The sequence below is a fragment of the Streptococcus suis genome, from assembly GCF_019794555.1.
Lineage (GTDB): Bacteria > Bacillota > Bacilli > Lactobacillales > Streptococcaceae > Streptococcus > Streptococcus suis_AB.
Map to the genome: position 1 here is coordinate 1 of NZ_JAIMEP010000004.1, position 19,560 is coordinate 19,560.

Genomic DNA, 19,560 nt, shown 5'->3' on the forward strand with positions numbered 1-19,560 from the left:
GAACGGCTATTTGGCACAGCCAAGGAATACCATAATCTGCGCTACACGAGGGAAAAAGGCAAGTCCAAAATGGAGGATAAGATTGGACTGACTTTGGCGTGCTTAAATCTCAAAAAACTAGTTAAAAGGATGGCAAGAAGGCCTTTTTATTTTGTCCAGATGGGGTGGTTTCAGCATTAAAACAGCCATTTTTCTCTAAAAACAGTAAAAAAGACAAACACCAAAACGATGTTTGTCTGCAATCTGAAGAAGAGTTAAATGACTCTTCTTTTTTACATTTATTTGGAAATTATATTATAATAGTTCTATATGTTTTTGAGGTGACAGTATGGACTTATTAAATCGTTTCAATAAAAATTTAAATCGAATTGAGGTATCAATGATTCGTCAATTTGATCAGTCAATTTCTGATGTGCCTGGGATTTTAAAACTGACCTTGGGAGAGCCCGATTTTACAACACCGGATCATGTAAAAGAGGCAGCAAAAGCGGCAATTGATGCGAACCAAAGTCACTATACAGGTATGGCTGGACTGCTGGATTTGCGTGAAGCTGCGGCGGAATTTGTAGCTGAAAAATACAATTTAACTTACAATCCAAATACTGAGGTTTTATCAACGATCGGTGCGACCGAGGCTTTATCAGCTAGTTTAGTGGCCATTTTGGAGGCTGGTGATACTGTTCTCCTGCCTGCTCCTGCCTACCCTGGTTATGAACCTATTGTCAATATGGTAGGAGCAGACATCGTTGAAATCGATACGACTGCTAATGATTTTGTATTGACACCTGAGATGTTGGAAGAGGCGATACTTGAGCAAGGAGATAAGCTAAAAGCTGTCATTCTCAACTATCCTGCCAATCCAACAGGAGTGACTTACTCACGGGAGCAAATTCAGGCTTTTGCGGATGTCATTCGGAAGTCTCCAATTTTTGTCTTGTCTGATGAGGTTTATGCAGAGTTGACATATACTGGTCAGCCTCATACTTCGATTGCGGAGTTCTTGCCAGAACAGACCATTTTGATTCAGGGATTGTCCAAGTCTCATGCTATGACAGGATGGCGGATTGGCTTGATTATGAGTCAGGCTCCGATTATTGCTCAAATAATTAAAAGTCACCAATATCTAGTAACAGCCGCAGCGACAGCTATGCAATATGGTGCAGTGGAGGCCTTAAAAAACGGTAAGGATGATGCCCTACCGATGCGGGCGGAATATGTCAAGCGACGGGATTATATCATCGAAAAGATGACTGACTTGGGCTTTAAGATTATCAAACCTGATGGTGCTTTTTATATCTTTGCCAAAATACCTGCGGAATACAATCAGGATTCATTTAGTTTTTTACAGGATTTTGCTAAGAAAAAAGCAGTTGCCTTTATTCCAGGTGCAGCTTTCGGTAAATACGGGGAAGGGTATGTACGTATTTCTTATGCGGCAAGTATGGAAACAATTCAAACAGCCATGGCTCGTTTGAAGAAATATCTAGAAGAAAATGGAACGAATTGAAACTAGGGGATTAGTCCTTTATAATCGGAATTTTCGAGAAGATGACAAGCTGGTCAAGATTTTTACGGAGAAGGCTGGCAAGCGAATGTTTTTCGTGAAACATGCCTCTAAGTCCAAGCTGGTAGCCTCTATTCAGCCGTTGACACATGCGGATTATATTGTCAAAATTAATGATGATGGTTTGTCTTATATTGAAGATTTTCATCAGGTACAGCCATTTAAATCAATTAACGGTGATATTTTCAAGCTCAGCTATGCTACCTATATCTTGGCCTTGGCCGATGCGGCCTTGCAGGACAAGGTCTATGACCCAGCTCTTTTTGCTTTTTTGGTCAAAACCTTGGACTTGATGGAGTCAGGTCTGGATTATGAAATTTTAACCAATATCTTTGAAATTCAGCTATTGGGTCGATTTGGTGTTAGTTTGAATTTTCATGAGTGTGCTTTCTGTCATCGAGTAGGTCAGCCTTTTGACTATTCCTACAAGTACAGCGGGGTCTTATGTCCGCAACACTATCAACAAGATGAACGACGGGCTTATCTGGATCCTAATGTTCCCTATTTACTTGATCAATTTCAGGCTATTTCCTTTGATGAGCTGGAAACCATCTCCATCAAGCCTGAGATGAAACGAAAATTACGTCTTTTTATTGACCAGTTGTATGAAGAATATGTGGGGATTCACTTGAAATCAAAGAAATTTATAGATGATTTGTCTTCTTGGGGGCAGATTATGAAACCAAGAACAGAAAATGAGGAAACAGAATGAAACGTATTGCAGTAGATGCTATGGGTGGTGACCACGCCCCTCAGGCAGTGGTAGAAGGTGTCAATCAAGCTTTGGCTACCTTTCCAGATATTGAAATTCAGCTCTATGGCGATGAGGCAAAAATCAAGCAGTATTTGACAGCGACAGAACGTGTCAGCATCGTCCATACGACTGAGAAAATCAATTCAGATGATGAGCCTGTCAAGGCCATTCGTCGGAAGAAAGAGGCTTCTATGGTCCTAGCGACCAAGGCTGTCAAGGATGGCCAAGCAGATGCGGTCTTGTCAGCTGGAAATACAGGTGCTCTTTTGGCGGCAGGCGTCTTTGTGGTCGGTCGCATCAAGCACATTGACCGTCCTGGTCTAATGTCTACCTTGCCGACTATGGACGGTAAGGGATTTGATATGATGGACTTGGGGGCAAATGCTGAAAATACAGCTCATCACCTCTATCAGTATGGTATTCTTGGCTCATTTTACGCGGAGCACGTGCGTGGTGTCAAACAACCTCGTGTGGGACTTTTGAACAACGGTACGGAAGATACCAAGGGAACGCCAGTTCACCAAGAAGCCTATAAACTCTTGGCGGAAGACAAGTCGATTAATTTTATTGGCAATGTGGAAGCGCGTGAGTTGCTCAACAGTGTGGCGGATGTGGTCGTGACGGATGGTTTCACGGGAAACGCTGTGCTGAAAACAGTTGAAGGGACTGCAAAATCCATCGTTGGCCAGTTGACTGGCTCAATCAAGACTGGTGGTCTGCGTGCTAAAATTGGTGGTCTACTTGTTAAGCCAACCTTAAAAAAGGCGCTTGGTGCTATGGATTACAAAACAGCTGGTGGGGCAGTTTTGCTAGGTCTAAAAGCTCCAGTTATCAAGGCCCATGGATCCAGCGATGCTCAATCAATTTTCTACACTCTTAAACAGACGCGTTCGATTTTGGAGGCCGGTATTGTGGATAAATCAGTTGCCAAATTTTCTGTAGTGGAGGAAGACAATGAATAGAGAACAAGTCTATCAGCGGGTTGTTGAATTGATTCAAGATGAAAAAGGTGAGGATTTCAATGTTCAACCTGAGTCGACTTTGGCTGATAATATTGCTGCAGATTCTGTTGAAATTATGGAATTTGTGCTAAATTTGGAGGATGAGTTTGGAATTGATATTCCAGATGCTGCAATTGAGCGCTTTGAAACCCTTTCTGATATTATTGATTTTGTTTATGAAGAAACACAAAAACGTTCGTAGTTTACGGGCGTTTTTCTTTACTTTTACAGGAAGATTAAGGTATTTCTTGAATATACGAACAAGCTGTGATAAAATAAACAAAAAGGTTAGAATAATTTGTGAAAGGCGAACATTTTTATGAAAACAGACCTTATCTATTCAGGAAAAGCTAAAGATATTTTTGCTACAAGTGATGATGATCAAATTGTTGCAGTGTATAAGGATCAGGCAACGGCTTTTAATGGTGGTAAGAAAGAACAGATTGCTGGGAAGGGTCGGCTTAATAATCTGATTTCTTCACTTATTTTTGAAAAGTTGAATGAGGCTGGTGTAAAAACGCATTATATCAAGCGTTTATCAGATACGGAACAATTAAATGCGAAGGTGGATATCATTCCTCTCGAAGTTGTATTGCGTAATATTACAGCTGGATCATTTTCAAAACGATTTGGTGTGGAAGAAGGTATTGAGTTAACTCACCCTATTGTTGAGTTTTACTATAAAAAAGATGAGCTAGATGATCCTTTTATTAATGATGAACATGTTGCGTTTCTCAATATAGCTAGCCAAGAGGATATTGCTTATATTAAAGAAGAAACTCGCCGAATCAACGTTTTCTTGAAAGAGCTGTTTGCTCAGATTGGTTTAATGTTGGTAGATTTCAAATTGGAATTTGGATTTGATAAAACAGGACAAATTATATTGGCTGATGAATTTTCACCAGATAACTGTCGTCTGTGGGATGTGGATGGAAACCATCTTGATAAAGATGTGTTCCGTCGTGGTCTTGGAGAGTTGACCGATGTTTATGAGGTTGTTTTAGAAAAATTGCAGAGCGTGAAATAGGGGATTTTAGAAAGGGATTGAAACCGTCCGGAAAATATGATTAGACTGGGAATCCACTAAATGTATTTGGTGATTTCTAAGAATAAGACAGCTTTTCTTGTCGGACTTGGTATCTTGAATATGGCAAAACGTATTTTTGTTGAAAAAAAAGCAGATTTTCAAATTAAGGCAGAAGCTCTTCTCGAAGAATTGGTTCACAATTTGCAGTTGACTAGTCTATCCAATCTTCGATTAGTACAGGTATATGATATTTTCAATTTAGAGGAAGAATTGCTTGAACAAGCGATTAAGCATATCTTCATGGAACAGGTAACAGATAAGGCGTTGTTGGAAGAAGAACTGGGTTTAGAAAGCTCAGTCTATTTTGCCATTGAGGCTCTCCCTGGTCAATTTGATCAACGTGCTGCTAGTAGCCAAGAGGCTCTCCTTTTATTGGGTAGCCGTCAAAATGTACGTGTTCATACTGGTCAGCTTTTTATCTTAAATGGAAATGTACTAGAAGAAGAATTGGCTGCAATTAAGAATTATCTTCTTAATCCTGTTGATTCTCGTTTCAAAGATATGGAATCACCTTTGCTGGAACAGGAATTTTCTGTTTCAGACAGCTCTATTCCAAATTTGGAATTTTTTGCAAACTATAGTGCTGAAGACTTTGCGATGTACAAGCGTGAAGTTGGTTTGGCCATGGAAGTGGAGGATTTATTATTTATCCAAGACTATTTCAAATCAATCGGTCGAGTGCCAACTGAAACAGAGCTCAAAGTCTTAGATACTTATTGGAGTGACCACTGTCGTCATACGACATTTGAAACAGAACTCAGAACGATTGACTTTTCAGCTTCAAAATTCCAAAAGCAATTGCAGGCGACATATGACAAATACATTGCGATGCGTTCAGAACTAGGTCGATCAGACAAGCCTCAAACTTTAATGGATATGGCTACTATTTTTGGTCGCTATGAGCGTGTGAATGGTCGTTTGGATGATATGGAAGTTTCTGATGAGATTAATGCTTGTTCAGTAGAAATTGAAGTGGACGTGGATGGAGTGAAGGAACCTTGGCTTCTCATGTTCAAAAACGAAACACATAATCACCCAACAGAAATTGAACCTTTTGGTGGGGCAGCAACTTGTATTGGTGGTGCTATCCGTGATCCGTTGTCAGGTCGGTCTTATGTCTATCAAGCAATGCGGATTTCAGGTGCAGGAGATATCACTCAACCATTAACTGCAACACGTGATGGGAAATTACCACAACAAATCATTTCAAAAACAGCTGCACATGGCTATTCTTCTTACGGCAACCAAATTGGTCTTGCGACGACCTATGTCCGTGAATACTTCCACCCAGGTTTCGTTGCCAAACGTATGGAACTTGGAGCGGTGATTGGAGCTGCTCCGAAAGAAAATGTAGTCCGTGAAAAACCGGTGGCTGGTGATGTGGTCATCTTACTTGGTGGTAAAACAGGACGAGATGGTATCGGTGGAGCAACAGGTTCATCTAAGGTTCAGACTGTCGAATCGGTCGAAACAGCTGGTGCAGAAGTTCAAAAGGGAAATGCTATTGAAGAACGTAAAATTCAGCGTTTATTCCGAAATGGACAAGTGACACGTCTGATTAAAAAGTCGAATGACTTTGGTGCAGGTGGTGTCTGTGTAGCGATTGGTGAGTTAGCAGATGGTTTGGAAATAGATTTAGATAAGGTTCCACTCAAGTATGCAGGCTTGAATGGAACTGAGATTGCTATTTCAGAATCACAAGAGCGGATGAGTGTAGTCGTTCGTCCAGAGGATGTAGAAACTTTTATCGAAGCCTGTCGTGAAGAAAATATCTATGCTGTTGTAGTAGCTAAAGTGACGGATAAACCAAATCTAGTCATGACTTGGAATGGCCAAATGATTGTTGATTTGGAACGTTCTTTCCTTGATACAAATGGTGTTCGTGTAGTAGTTGATGCAAAAGTAGTTGACAATGCTGTCAACCTTCCCGAATTACGTCAGACATCACCTGAAACCCTAGAAGAGGATTTGAAGACAATTCTTTCAGACCTCAACCATGCTAGCCAAAAAGGATTGCAGACTATTTTTGACTCTTCAGTTGGTCGTTCAACAGTGAATCATCCACTTGGTGGGCGCTATCAGTTGACGCCGACAGAAAGTTCCGTTCAAAAGTTACCTGTCCAAGATGGTGTGACGACAACAGCTTCGGTTATGGCGCAAGGGTACCATCCATATTTAGCAGAGTGGTCTCCATATCATGGTGCAGCGTATGCGGTGATTGAAGCGACAGCTCGTTTGGTTGCAACAGGTGCAAACTGGTCTAAGGCCCGTTTCTCTTATCAAGAGTATTTCCAAAGAATGGATAAACAGGCGGAACGGTTTGGACAGCCTGTAGCGGCTTTACTTGGCTCAATTGAGGCTCAAATTCAGCTAGGTTTACCATCTATTGGGGGTAAGGACTCTATGTCTGGTACCTTTGAAGAACTAACGGTTCCTCCGACTCTAGTTGCTTTTGGTGTAACCACTGCAGATAGTCGCAAGGTTCTTTCTCCTGAGTTCAAAACAGCCAGTGAGAATATCTATTATCTTCCAGGTCAAATTTTATCGGAAGATATAGATTTTACATTCATCAAGTCAAACTTTGAGACTTTTGAAAAATGGCAGAATACTTATTCGATTACAGCAGCGAGTGCTGTTAAGTATGGTGGTGTTTTAGAAAGTATTGCCTTGATGACCTTTGGAAATCAGATTGGTGCGACAATTGAATTAGAAACCGTGGAAACATGTCTGACAGGTCAATTAGGTGGTTTTGTCTTTACTTCTACTGAAGAAATTTCAGGAGCAGTGAAAATTGGACAGACAACAGAAGAGTTTGCACTTGTTGTCAATGGTGTCAAGTTGTTTGGACAAGATGTACAAGCTGCTTTTGAAGGAAAACTTGAAGAGGTCTATCCGACAGAATTTAAACAAAACACTTCTATAGAGGATGTCCCAGCCATTGCGAAAACAACGGTTCGTAGAGCCAAGAAAAAAGTTGATGTTCCACTGGTGTACATTCCAGTTTTCCCAGGAACTAACTCTGAGTATGACTCAGCCAAGGCGTTTGAACAAGCTGGTGCCCAGGTAAATCTAGTACCATTTGTAACCTTAGATGGAAAGAGTATCGAACATTCCGTTGACACAATGGTGGACAATATTGACAAGGCTAATATTCTTTTCTTTGCAGGTGGTTTTTCAGCAGCAGATGAGCCAGATGGTTCTGCTAAATTTATCGTGACTATCTTGCGAAATGCCAAGGTCCGTTCAGCTATCGACAAGTTTATCGAAAAAGGTGGTCTCATTATCGGGATCTGTAATGGTTTCCAAGCCCTTGTTAAATCAGGTTTATTACCTTATGGGAATTTTGAAGAAGTAGTGGAAACCAGTCCAACTCTCTTCTATAACGATGCTAACCAGCACGTTGCAAAAATGGTTGAGACACGCATTGCTAATGTAAATTCTCCATGGTTATCAGGGGTTCAAGTTGGAGATATTCACGCCATTCCAGTTTCTCATGGTGAAGGGAAATTTGTAGTTACAGATGAAGAATTTGAAGTTTTGCGCAACAATGGCCAAATTTTCAGTCAATACGTGGATTTCACTGGTCAACCAAGTATGGATTCAAAATACAATCCAAATGGCTCATATCATGCGATAGAAGGAATTACTAGTGCCAATGGTCAAATCATTGGGAAAATGGGACATTCAGAGCGTTATGAAACTGGTCTCTTCCAAAATATTCCGGGGAATAAAGATCAGGGCTTATTTGCATCAGCGGTTCGCTATTTTACAGAATAAGAAAGTTCAGTCATCATTCTGGTTGAATAAACATAATAAAGGGAATAACATGTACGAAGTTAAATCACTTAATGAAGAATGCGGAGTCTTCGGGATTTGGGGTCATCCGCAAGCTGCTCAGGTCACATATTTTGGACTCCATAGTTTGCAGCACCGAGGTCAAGAAGGCGCAGGGATTTTAGCAAATGATGAAGGACATTTACGTCGTCATCGGGATACAGGGTTGATTGCGGATGTTTTTAAAAAGTCAGAAGACCTAGAACGTCTCACTGGGAGAGCAGCGATAGGTCATGTTCGCTATGCTACGTCAGGTTCAGCTTCTATCCATAACATTCAACCTTTTCTCTTTGATTTTTCAGATATGCAAGTCGGACTAGCTCATAATGGCAATTTGACTAATGCAGTTAGTTTAAAGGCAGAATTAGAAAAAAATGGTTCGATTTTTTCAAGTTCATCTGATACTGAAATTCTGATGCATTTGATTCGTCGCAGTCATAATCCAGACCTGATGGGTAAAATCAAGGAAGCTCTTAATACTGTCAAGGGTGGATTTGCCTACTTGATTATGTTAGAGGATAAAATGGTTGCAGCCTTGGATCCAAACGGTTTTCGTCCATTATCTATTGGAAAGATGAAGAACGGGGCTTGGGTCGTTGCCAGCGAGACATGTGCATTTGAAGTCGTTGGAGCAGAATGGGTTCGTGATGTTGAGCCGGGAGAGATGGTCATTATTGATGATTCAGGAATTTGCTATGATACCTATACGACGGATACACAACTTGCAGTTTGTTCGATGGAATATATCTACTTTGCGCGTCCAGATTCTGTCATTCATGGGATAAATGTTCATACCGCCCGAAAAAATATGGGGCGCCGTTTAGCTCAAGAATTTCAACACGAAGCAGATATTGTTGTTGGTGTGCCTAATTCATCACTTTCAGCTGCAATGGGTTTTGCAGAGGAGTCCGGTTTGCCAAATGAGATGGGGCTGATTAAAAATCAGTACATTCAAAGGACCTTTATCCAGCCTACACAGGAATTGCGGGAACAGGGTGTACGCATGAAGTTATCAGCTGTTTCCAGTGTTGTTAAGGATAAGCGCGTGGTTATGATTGACGATTCAATTGTTCGAGGAACAACGAGTCGTCGTATTGTCCAACTGTTACGTGATGCTGGTGCGAAAGAAGTCCATGTTGCTATCGGTAGTCCAGAACTGAAGTATCCATGTTTTTATGGAATTGACATTCAAACACGTAGAGAACTGATTTCAGCCAATCATTCTGTAGATGAGGTTTGTGAAATTATAGGAGCTGATAGCCTTACCTATCTGTCATTAGATGGTTTGATAGACTCGATTGGTATAAAAACAGATGCACCTAAGGGTGGGCTCTGCGTGGCGTATTTTGATGGAGAATTTCCAACGCCCCTTTATGACTATGAGGAAGAATATCTTCGAAGCTTAGAAGAGAAAACTAGTTTCTACATAGAGAATGTCAAAAGAGATAAATAAGTGTCAATCAATATTGACAACCTTGTAAACCTTGTCAATCAACTGTAAAGTTTTTAGAGGAAAGGAAATAGAATGACGAATAAAAATGCTTATGCTCAGTCAGGAGTGGATGTCGAAGCGGGTTATGAAGTAGTTGAACGTATCAAAAAACACGTTGCTCGGACAGAACGATTGGGTGTCATGGGGGCGCTAGGTGGTTTTGGTGGTATGTTTGACTTAACCAAATTAGATGTGAAAGAGCCTGTTTTAGTATCAGGAACTGATGGTGTTGGTACTAAGCTTATGCTTGCAATTCAATATGACAAACATGACACAATTGGTCAAGATTGTGTTGCAATGTGTGTCAACGATATTATCGCAGCAGGTGCAGAACCGCTTTATTTCCTTGACTATATTGCGATAGGGAAAAATGAGCCAGCTAAATTGGAACAAGTAGTGGCAGGTGTTGCAGAAGGCTGTGTCCAAGCAGGTTGCGGGTTGATTGGTGGTGAAACTGCTGAAATGCCTGGCATGTACGGCGAAGATGATTATGATTTAGCCGGTTTTGCAGTCGGAATCGCTGAGAAATCACAAATTATTGACGGAAGTAAGGTCAAAGAGGGTGATATCTTACTCGGCTTAGCTTCAAGTGGCATCCACTCTAACGGTTATTCATTGGTTCGCCGTGTTTTTGCGGATGTTGATGGTGACGCTCTGTTGCCAGAGCTCAATGGCAAAGCTCTTAAGGATGTCTTACTAGAACCGACACGTATTTATGTCCAACAAGTACTACCATTGGTAAAAAATGAACTTGTAAATGGTATCGCTCATATCACTGGTGGTGGATTTGTTGAAAATATCCCTCGTATGTTTTCAGATGATTTAGCAGCAGAGATTGAAGAAGATAAGATTCCAGTCCTTCCTATCTTCACCGCCCTTGAAACATATGGCAAAATCAAACACGAAGAAATGTTTGAAATCTTCAACATGGGGATTGGTTTGGTGTTAGCAGTCAGTCCTGAAAAGGTTGACAAGGTTCGAGAATCAGTCAATGAAGAAGTTTATGAAATTGGTCGTATTGTAATCAAAGAAGACAAGAGTGTGATAATTAAATGAAGCGAATAGCAATTTTTGCCTCTGGTAATGGTTCCAATTTTCAAGTTATAGCTGAACAATTCAAGGTACATTTTGTTTTTTCAGATCATAGAGATGCTTTCGTTTTAAAGAGAGCTGAAACATTAGGAGTTCCAGCCTATGCTTTTGAACTGAAGGAGTTTGCTGATAAACAGGCATATGAAAAAGCACTCATTGACTTATTGGACAAACACCAGATTGATCTGGTTGTTTTAGCTGGCTATATGAAGATTGTTGGCCCTACATTGCTTGCTAAGTATGAGGGACGGATTATCAATATTCATCCGGCTTATCTGCCAGAATTTCCAGGAGCCCATGGGATTGAAGATGCTTGGAAAGCTGACGTTCCAGAGAGTGGTGTGACGGTTCACTGGGTCGACAGTGGTGTTGATACAGGTCAAATTATTAAACAAGTCCGTGTACCTAGGTTGGCTGATGATCATTTGGAGCAGTTTGAGGAACGGATTCACGCCGCAGAATATCAGCTTTATCCAACAGTTTTAGAAGAGCTGGGGGTGGAAAGGATAGAGTTATGATAAAGAAAATAATCTCATTCGTTTTGGTATTTGTTTTAGCGGCTCTGCTATTTAATAGCTTTATTTTTGCAAACTTAGAAAATCCAGCACGTTTGATATTGGCCTATGGATTATCCTTGATTTTATCAGGATTTTTAATGACTCAAATCAAATAGTAAAAGTGTAGAAGAAGGAGTAAACATGACAAAGCGTGCGTTAATTAGCGTATCTGATAAAAATGGTATCGTTGAATTTGCTAAGGAATTAAACAGTTTTGGCTGGGAGGTTATCTCAACTGGCGGTACAAAAGTAATATTGGATCAGGCGGGTATTCCCACTATTGCCATTGATGATGTGACAGGTTTTCCAGAGATGATGGATGGTCGTGTCAAGACTCTTCATCCGAAAATTCACGGTGGTTTGTTAGCACGTCGGGATTTGGACAGCCATTTGCAAGCTGCCAGCGACCATGAAATTGACTTGATTGATTTGGTGGTAGTCAACCTTTATCCATTTAAAGAAACAATTCTTCGCCCGGATGTAACCTATGATTTGGCAGTGGAGAACATTGACATTGGTGGTCCATCTATGTTGCGCTCAGCGGCCAAGAACCATGCCAGTGTGACAGTTGTGGTAGACCCGGCAGATTATCCAACAGTTTTAGGAGAAATAGCAGAGCAGGGGGAAACTAGCTACTCAACGCGTCAGCGATTAGCAGCGAAGGTCTTTCGTCATACCGCAGCTTACGACGCTTTAATAGCTGATTATTTCACTAAGCAAGTAGGAGAAGAGAAACCTGAGAAACTTACTCTTACTTATGACCTTAATCAGCCAATGCGCTATGGAGAAAATCCACAACAAAATGCGGATTTCTACCAAAACGCACTTCCGACTGCATATTCCATTGCATCTGCTAAGCAGTTAAACGGGAAGGAACTATCCTTCAATAACATTCGTGATGCGGATGCCGCTATTCGTATTATCCGTGATTTCAAGGACCGTCCAACTGTTGTAGCTCTTAAACATATGAATCCATGTGGTATCGGACAAGCTGATACTATTGAAAAGGCGTGGGATTATGCTTATGAGGCTGATCCAGTATCGATTTTCGGAGGAATCGTTGTACTTAACAGAGAAGTAGACGCTGCGACTGCTGAAAAGATGCATCCGATTTTCTTAGAGATCATCATCGCACCGAGCTACTCGGCAGAAGCGTTAGCAATTTTGACCAATAAAAAGAAAAATCTTCGCATTTTAGAATTGGCTTTTGATGCTCAAGATGCTAGTGAAGTAGAAAAGGAATTCACAGGCGTTGTTGGTGGTCTCTTGGTGCAGAATCAGGACGTGGTGGTGGAAAACCCAGCGGACTGGCAAGTTGTGACTGAGCGTCAACCGTCCGAGCAAGAGTGGGCGGCTATGGAGTTCGCCTGGAAGTCTTCTAAGTATGTCAAATCCAACGGAATCATCATCACCAATGACAAGATGACCTTGGGAGTGGGACCGGGGCAAACCAACCGTGTAGCTTCCGTCCGCATTGCTATCGAGCAAGCTAAGGACCGTTTGGAAGGAGCCGTTTTGGCGTCGGACGCCTTCTTCCCATTTGCAGATAACGTGGAAGAGATTGCTGCAGCAGGTATTAAGGCCATCATTCAGCCTGGTGGATCTGTCCGTGACCAGGATTCCATTGACATGGCCAACAAGTACGGCTTGACCATGGTCTTTACAGGAGTCAGACATTTTAGACATTGAGAAATTTGGAGAAAGAGGAACACCCCAGCTGGAGAAGTTGGGGTGGATTTTGGTATAATTTTGATATATTCGCTGAAATTAGGAGGTAGTTTATGGAATTTACAGCTGACAAAATTTTGATTAAGGATTTCTTTTCAGGTAATAAGCAATACACAATACCAAGATACCAGAGAGAATATTCTTGGGAAGAAAAACAATTAGATGATTTCTATAGGGATATTGTAGATAATATTAATTTTTCTGAGGAAAGTAAGAATACAGATTACTTTTTTGGGACAGTAATGCTAGTTGGAGACATGATACAACATAAAGAGCCTTTGCAAATTGTGGATGGCCAACAAAGAATAACTACTATGACTATATTTTTTTCAGCTCTTGCAAAAGTCGCAGAAAAATTTGATAAAAAAATATCCAATAACATATGGAGATATATTATTGGGTTCGATGAAGATGGTGAAGATTATAAAGTATTAGAAAATTTGACGGCCTCCCCATATTTTGAAGATAAGATACAGAGTCGAAATTCAGAAGGTATTTATAGTGATAGTATATTAGAGGGAACAGAGCAGTATAAAATTCAATATGCATATGATTTCTTTTTAAAGAAATTAAGTACAGATGTAAATAATTTTTCTCAACAATATGGTTTGGCTGAAATTGAAATAATCAAAATAATACGAAGTCAGTTAACTGGGAGCCAGGTGATATATATATGTTCTCATACAGAAGAAGATGTTAATAAGATTTTTGAAAATATTAATTCAAAAGGTCAAAAACTTTATACACTAGATTTGATAAAAAATGAAATATTTTCAGTTGAAAATGAGTTAGTACCGATAGATAAAGCCAAAGAAATCTGGAGCCAAATTAAGAATAATTTAATAAGTGACAGAGAGGCAATATCTGTCGATACGTTTTATAGACATTTTTGGATTTCAAACTATGGGCAAAGTAAGATGAGTGATTTATATGATAACTTCTTATCAACTATTAAGCCAGAAGATTACTATAAATATTTAAAGAAATTGAGAGATAGCTCTAGAAACTATATGTTAGTGGTATCGCCAACAGATAATATGTTTCAGGGGCATAGTATTTCAAAAAAAGATATTGCAAGGGTAAAAAATATACTGAATAATATTACTGTCAATTTCAGAATAACTCAAGCAAGAATTTTTATTCTAGTTGCATATGAAAAATATATGAACAATCAAATTAAATTTAAAGATTTTCAAAATATAATTGAGTTTATAGAGGAATTTCATTATGTGCATAATGCGATTTGCAAACAAAGAAATAATAAACTTGAGAACAAATATGGATCTTATGCAAGAAAGCTGAGGAAAGCAGCTGATAGGGGTGACTGGAATAGGGTAATTAATGGTTTTAAAGACGATTTTAAATCTTTGTTGCCAGATAAAAAGACATTTATAGATCATTTTGTTTCTCTAACATATAAGAAAAAATCGTCAACAGCAAAACAAAACCAACTAAATGTTGTAGCTAAGTATAGTATAAAAAAATATGAAGAGATTTTGCATGGTAGTGCAGACTATGATTATCTCAATGAATCAATAGAGCATATAGTATCTGAATCAGAGAATCCAAATATTTGTTGTCATATTGGGAACTTAACGCTTTTAGAAGAAAATTTAAATAAAAAATCGGATGATGAAAAACTTAGTAAAAAAATTGAATTATATGGTGAGTCCAAATATTGTTCCACAAGGAAATTTTTAGAAGAATATTCGGACAAATTTAGTCAGACTGATTTTGATAATAGAGCTAGAACAATAGGAGAAGTAATATACAATGGAATAATTGTGACGGATTAGACATTATTTAATATAAAGGGACTGGAAATGGATATTGTCAGTATCCAATCCAGTCTTTTTTCCATTCCCGAACATTCTCCTGTTTTTTCTATTAAAATCCGTCTGTTTTTGCTATACTGTTTATAGAAAATCCGTTTTTGAGGTATAATAAATGAAACTTTTGGTTGTTGGGTCTGGTGGTCGTGAACACGCGATTGCAAAGAAGTTGTTGGCATCTGAACAGGTAGAACAGGTCTTTGTTGCTCCTGGAAATGATGGCATGACTTTAGATGGGATTGAATTAGTGAATATCGGTATTTCCGAACATTCTGCATTAATTAACTTTGCAAAGGAAAATGATATTGCATGGACTTTTGTTGGTCCAGATGATGCTCTGGCAGCAGGTATCGTTGATGATTTTGAGCAGGCTGGGTTAAAGGCATTTGGTCCGAGTCGTCTCGCCGCGGAGCTAGAGTGGTCAAAAGACTTTGCTAAGCAAATCATGGTCAAATACGGCATTCCTACAGCAGCCTTTGGCACATTTTCCAACTTCGAAGAAGCCAAAGCCTACATCGAAGAGCAGGGCGCACCCATCGTGGTCAAGGCGGACGGCTTGGCACTGGGCAAGGGCGTGGTCGTAGCGGAAACCGTCGAACAGGCGATCGAAGCGGCACGGGAGATGCTCTTAGACAACAAGTTCGGTAACTCGGGTGCCCGCGTAGTCATCGAGGAGTTTTTGGAGGGTGAGGAGTTCTCGCTCTTTGCCTTGGTCAACGGCGACCAGTTCTATATCCTGCCGACAGCCCAGGACCACAAGCGTGCCTTTGACGGCGACCAAGGTCCTAATACAGGTGGCATGGGTGCCTACGCTCCAGTGCCTCACCTATCTCAAAGTGTGGTGGACACAGCAGTTGACACCATTGTCAAGCCTATTCTTGCGGGCATGATTGCTGAAGAGCGACCTTATCTTGGCGTGCTCTATGCTGGCTTGATTCTGACCGATCAAGGTCCTAAAGTCATTGAGTTCAACGCTCGGTTTGGCGACCCAGAAACTCAGATTATCCTACCTCGCTTGACCTCTGATTTTGCTCAGAACATTGACGACATCCTCCACAAACGCACGACACAGCTGACTTGGCTAGATAGTGGCGTGACGCTTGGGGTAGTGGTGGCATCAAATGGCTATCCTTTGGATTATGAAAAAGGTGTGGTCTTGCCAGCAAAGACCGAGGGAGACATCACGACTTACTATGCAGGGGCTCGTTTTGCGGAAAATAGCAGAGCACTGCTTTCAAACGGCGGTCGGGTCTATATGCTGGTTACCACAGCAGACACCGTCCAAGAAGCCCAAGAAAAAATTTACTCGGAGCTGAAAAGTCAAGATACCACAGGCCTCTTTTATCGGACAGATATTGGAAGCAAGGCCGTGAAATAAGGGATAAAGAAAAGGAAGTACAAGCATGAACATTCCAATTTCCATCATCATGGGCTCTAGTTCCGACTGGAAAACCATGAAAAAAGCAGCCGATGTGCTGGACAAATTTGGCGTAGCCTATGAAAAGAAAGTGGTCTCTGCCCACCGCACACCCGACCTCATGTTCCGTCATGCCGAAGAGGCGCGTGGCCGTGGCATCAAGGTCATCATCGCAGGAGCGGGTGGTGCGGCTCATTTGCCGGGTATGGTGGCAGCAAAGACAACCCTGCCTGTCATCGGTGTCCCTGTCCAATCTCGTGCCCTAAGTGGTGTGGATTCGCTCTATTCTATCGTTCAGATGCCGGGCGGTGTGCCTGTTGCGACCATGGCAATCGGTGAAGCAGGTGCGACCAATGCAGCTCTGACAGCTCTTCGCATTCTCTCCATTGAAGACCAAACCATTGCAGCTCAGCTGGCAGACTTTGCCAAGGAACAGGAAAAAATTGCGGAGGCGATGACAGATGACCTCATCTAAAACAATCGGAATTATCGGCGGCGGTCAGCTGGGGCAGATGATGGCTATTTCCGCTATTTACATGGGTCACAAGGTGATCACGTTGGATCCTGCGGCGGACTGCCCAGCCTCCAAGGTCAGCGAGGTTATCGTCGCTCCCTATCATGATGTGGCGGCCCTCAAACAGTTGGCGGAGCGGTGCGATGTCCTGACCTACGAGTTTGAAAATGTCGATGCCGACGGACTGGACGCGGTCATCAAAGACGGCCAGCTCCCTCAAGGGACAGACCTCCTTCGTATTTCCCAAAACCGCATTTTTGAGAAGGATTTTTTGGCCAAAAAAGCTGGCGTGCAAGTCGCCCCCTACAAAGTCGTCACTTCTAGCCTAGACCTAGAAGGTTTGGATCTCAGCAAAAACTACGTCTTGAAAACAGCCACTGGGGGCTATGATGGACATGGTCAGAAGGTTATTCGAGAAGAGGCGGACTTGGTAGAGGCTAGTCAGTTAGCTAACTCTGCCGAGTGTGTGCTGGAAGAGTTTGTGAATTTCGACCTGGAAATCTCCGTCCTTGTGTCTGGGAATGGCTCCGACTACACAGTCTTTCCTGTGCAGGAAAATATCCATCGCAATAATATTCTTTACAAAACTATCGTGCCAGCCCGTATTTCAGATGAACTAGCTGAAAAAGCCAAAACAATGGCCTTGCAAATAGCAGATAAACTTCAATTAGCAGGCACCCTTTGTGTTGAAATGTTTGTGGGAGGGCAGGAAATTCTTGTGAATGAGATTGCCCCTCGACCACACAATTCAGGACACTATTCTATTGAAGCTTGTAATTTTTCACAGTTTGATACCCATATACAGGGTATCCTTGGTCAACCCCTACCTCCTATCCGCCTGCTCTCTCCAGCCGTTATGATCAACGTCCTCGGACAAGACATGGAAGCAGCACAAGCCTTTTCTCAAGAAAATCCTAACGCATATCTTCATTTTTATGGTAAACTAGAAGCGAAGCACAATCGCAAAATGGGACATGTGACGGTGTTGACGGATGATGTTGAGGTAGAGTTGTAGGGGATTTCGAAATTCAAGTAAAACCCAATACATTTAAAGATAGAAAGGAGAGAGGGCAAGTTCGAGTATTTTAACTCGGTCTAAAAGTGTCGGAAAAAAGATAAACGGTCTTGTGTGCTAGCACACAGTGGCAGTTTCCTATTTTTCTCTTGCTTTCTTAAAGCCCTCTGTATCATATAATGATCAATCGTTATTCCCGCCCGGAGATGGCGGCTATTTGGAGTGAAGAGAACAAGTACAAGGCTTGGTTGGAGGTGGAAATCCTCGCTGATGAGGCCTGGGCTGAGTTGGGTGAGATTCCCAAGGAAGATGTGGCCTTGATTCGTGAGAAGGCGACTTTTGACATCGACCGCATTTTAGAGATTGAAGAGGAAACTCGTCACGATGTGGTGGCTTTCACGCGTGCGGTGTCGGAAAGTCTTGGTGAGGAACGCAAGTGGGTCCACTACGGTCTGACGTCGACTGACGTGGTGGATACGGCTTACGGCTACCTCTACAAGCAGGCCAACGACATTATCCGTCGCGACCTTGAAAACTTTACCCATATCATCGCCGACAAGGCGCGTGAACACAAGTACACCATTATGATGGGGCGGACTCACGGTGTCCATGCGGAGCCAACGACCTTCGGTCTGAAGTTGGCGACTTGGTATAGTGAAATGAAACGCAATATGGAGCGTTTTGATGTGGCGGCTAAGGGCGTTGAGGCTGGTAAAATTTCAGGTGCGGTTGGTAACTTTGCCAACATTCCTCCATTTGTGGAAGAGTATGTTTGTGCCAAATTGGGCATTCGTCCGCAAGAAATTTCGACCCAGGTCCTTCCTCGTGACCTCCACGCAGAATATTTCTCAGCCCTAGCCTTGATTGCAACGTCTATCGAGCGTATGGCGACAGAAATCCGTGGACTACAAAAATCTGAACAACGCGAAGTCGAAGAGTTCTTTGCCAAAGGCCAAAAAGGTAGCTCTGCTATGCCCCATAAACGCAACCCTATCGGCTCTGAAAATATGACTGGTCTGGCTCGTGTGGTGCGTGGTCACTTGGTGACGGCTTTTGAGAATGTGGCTCTCTGGCACGAACGCGATATTTCCCACTCGTCAGCGGAGCGGATTATCACGCCGGATACGACTATTCTTATTAACTACATGCTCAATCGTTTTGGCAATATTGTTAAGAATTTGACGGTCTTCCCTGAGAATATGAAACGCAATATGGAGTCGACTTTTGGCTTGATTTACAGCCAGCGTGTCATGCTTAGTTTGATTGAAAAAGGTATGACCCGTGAGGAAGCCTATGACTTGGTGCAACCAAAAACGGCACAATCTTGGGATAATCAAGTGGACTTCAAGCCCCTTCTTGAAGCGGATGAGCGCGTGACAGCCAAACTCAGCCAGGACGAAATCGATGAACTCTTCAACCCAGACTACTATGCTAAGCGGGTGGATGATATCTTTGCTCGACTTGGATTATAAAAAAATCAAAATTCTTTGGATTTTCCAGAGAATTTTTTGTTTACTTACGAATAAACAAGTGTAGGAAAAATGAAAGGAGAAAGAATATGAAGAACCTTTTTCGTCAAACATTGGGGCGTTGTGAATTAAACCTAGGTTTTTTGAAATTTGGTTATCGTGGTAAAGTCTTCCATTGGTAATAATACCTGAAATACATATATT

Annotated in this window: 16 protein-coding genes and 1 pseudogene; all 17 read left to right on the forward strand. The window is 41.6% G+C overall.

Features of this window, described 5'->3' with window-relative positions; all coding sequences use genetic code 11:
• Window positions 1-258: pseudogene (locus tag K6V48_RS12080) on the forward strand (IS5/IS1182 family transposase); the annotation flags it as partial.
• A 70-nt stretch (window positions 259-328) separates the two neighbouring features.
• A complete protein-coding gene (locus K6V48_RS02475; RefSeq protein WP_222367749.1) occupies window positions 329-1,507 on the forward strand; it encodes a pyridoxal phosphate-dependent aminotransferase in 1,179 nt (392 codons plus the stop codon).
• Window positions 1,494-2,276, forward strand: coding sequence for a DNA repair protein RecO (recO, locus tag K6V48_RS02480; RefSeq protein WP_222367752.1), 783 nt, complete (start codon window positions 1,494-1,496; stop codon window positions 2,274-2,276). The genes K6V48_RS02475 and recO overlap by 14 nt, the downstream gene beginning before the upstream one ends.
• The gene (gene plsX, locus K6V48_RS02485) at window positions 2,273-3,280 is read left to right on the forward strand and encodes a phosphate acyltransferase PlsX (protein WP_222367764.1); all 1,008 of its coding nucleotides are present in this window, start codon (window positions 2,273-2,275) and stop codon (window positions 3,278-3,280) included. The genes recO and plsX overlap by 4 nt, the downstream gene beginning before the upstream one ends.
• Window positions 3,273-3,521 carry a phosphopantetheine-binding protein gene (locus tag K6V48_RS02490; RefSeq protein WP_222367765.1) on the forward strand — a complete coding sequence of 83 codons (249 nt, stop codon included), beginning with the start codon at window positions 3,273-3,275 and terminating at the stop codon, window positions 3,519-3,521. Before plsX ends, K6V48_RS02490 begins: the two co-directional genes overlap by 8 nt.
• A 117-nt stretch (window positions 3,522-3,638) precedes the next feature.
• The gene (purC, locus tag K6V48_RS02495) at window positions 3,639-4,346 is read left to right on the forward strand and encodes a phosphoribosylaminoimidazolesuccinocarboxamide synthase (RefSeq protein WP_222367769.1); all 708 of its coding nucleotides are present in this window, start codon (window positions 3,639-3,641) and stop codon (window positions 4,344-4,346) included.
• Window positions 4,347-4,466: 120 nt separating this feature from the next.
• Window positions 4,467-8,183 (forward strand): phosphoribosylformylglycinamidine synthase, encoded by a 3,717-nt coding sequence (locus K6V48_RS02500; protein WP_222367931.1) that lies wholly within the window; start codon window positions 4,467-4,469, stop codon window positions 8,181-8,183.
• A gap of 49 nt (window positions 8,184-8,232) precedes the next feature.
• The gene (gene purF / locus K6V48_RS02505) at window positions 8,233-9,693 is read left to right on the forward strand and encodes an amidophosphoribosyltransferase (RefSeq protein WP_222367771.1); all 1,461 of its coding nucleotides are present in this window, start codon (window positions 8,233-8,235) and stop codon (window positions 9,691-9,693) included.
• A gap of 72 nt (window positions 9,694-9,765) precedes the next feature.
• Window positions 9,766-10,788, forward strand: a complete 1,023-nt coding sequence (purM, locus tag K6V48_RS02510; protein ID WP_222367773.1) for a phosphoribosylformylglycinamidine cyclo-ligase — start codon at window positions 9,766-9,768, stop codon at window positions 10,786-10,788.
• Window positions 10,785-11,342, forward strand: coding sequence for a phosphoribosylglycinamide formyltransferase (gene purN, locus K6V48_RS02515; protein WP_024405024.1), 558 nt, complete (start codon window positions 10,785-10,787; stop codon window positions 11,340-11,342). The genes purM and purN overlap by 4 nt, the downstream gene beginning before the upstream one ends.
• Window positions 11,339-11,497, forward strand: coding sequence for a phosphoribosylaminoimidazolecarboxamide formyltransferase (locus K6V48_RS02520; protein WP_105127391.1), 159 nt, complete (start codon window positions 11,339-11,341; stop codon window positions 11,495-11,497). The genes purN and K6V48_RS02520 overlap by 4 nt, the downstream gene beginning before the upstream one ends.
• Before the next feature lie 25 nt (window positions 11,498-11,522).
• Window positions 11,523-13,070 carry a bifunctional phosphoribosylaminoimidazolecarboxamide formyltransferase/IMP cyclohydrolase gene (gene purH / locus K6V48_RS02525; RefSeq protein WP_172090060.1) on the forward strand — a complete coding sequence of 516 codons (1,548 nt, stop codon included), beginning with the start codon at window positions 11,523-11,525 and terminating at the stop codon, window positions 13,068-13,070.
• Window positions 13,071-13,162: 92 nt separating this feature from the next.
• Window positions 13,163-14,905: a DUF262 domain-containing protein gene (locus tag K6V48_RS02530; RefSeq protein WP_160864437.1), complete on the forward strand. Its 1,743-nt coding sequence runs from the start codon at window positions 13,163-13,165 to the stop codon at window positions 14,903-14,905.
• A 151-nt stretch (window positions 14,906-15,056) separates the two neighbouring features.
• A complete protein-coding gene (purD, locus tag K6V48_RS02535; RefSeq protein ID WP_222367775.1) occupies window positions 15,057-16,319 on the forward strand; it encodes a phosphoribosylamine--glycine ligase in 1,263 nt (420 codons plus the stop codon).
• A 25-nt stretch (window positions 16,320-16,344) separates the two neighbouring features.
• Entirely contained in the window at window positions 16,345-16,833 is a 489-nt protein-coding gene (gene purE / locus K6V48_RS02540; protein WP_024383089.1) for a 5-(carboxyamino)imidazole ribonucleotide mutase, read from the forward strand.
• Window positions 16,820-17,887, forward strand: coding sequence for a 5-(carboxyamino)imidazole ribonucleotide synthase (gene purK, locus K6V48_RS02545; RefSeq protein ID WP_222367777.1), 1,068 nt, complete (start codon window positions 16,820-16,822; stop codon window positions 17,885-17,887). Before purE ends, purK begins: the two co-directional genes overlap by 14 nt.
• A 179-nt stretch (window positions 17,888-18,066) precedes the next feature.
• Window positions 18,067-19,359, forward strand: coding sequence for an adenylosuccinate lyase (purB, locus tag K6V48_RS02550; protein WP_222367778.1), 1,293 nt, complete (start codon window positions 18,067-18,069; stop codon window positions 19,357-19,359).
• Window positions 19,360-19,560: the final 201 nt, after the last annotated feature.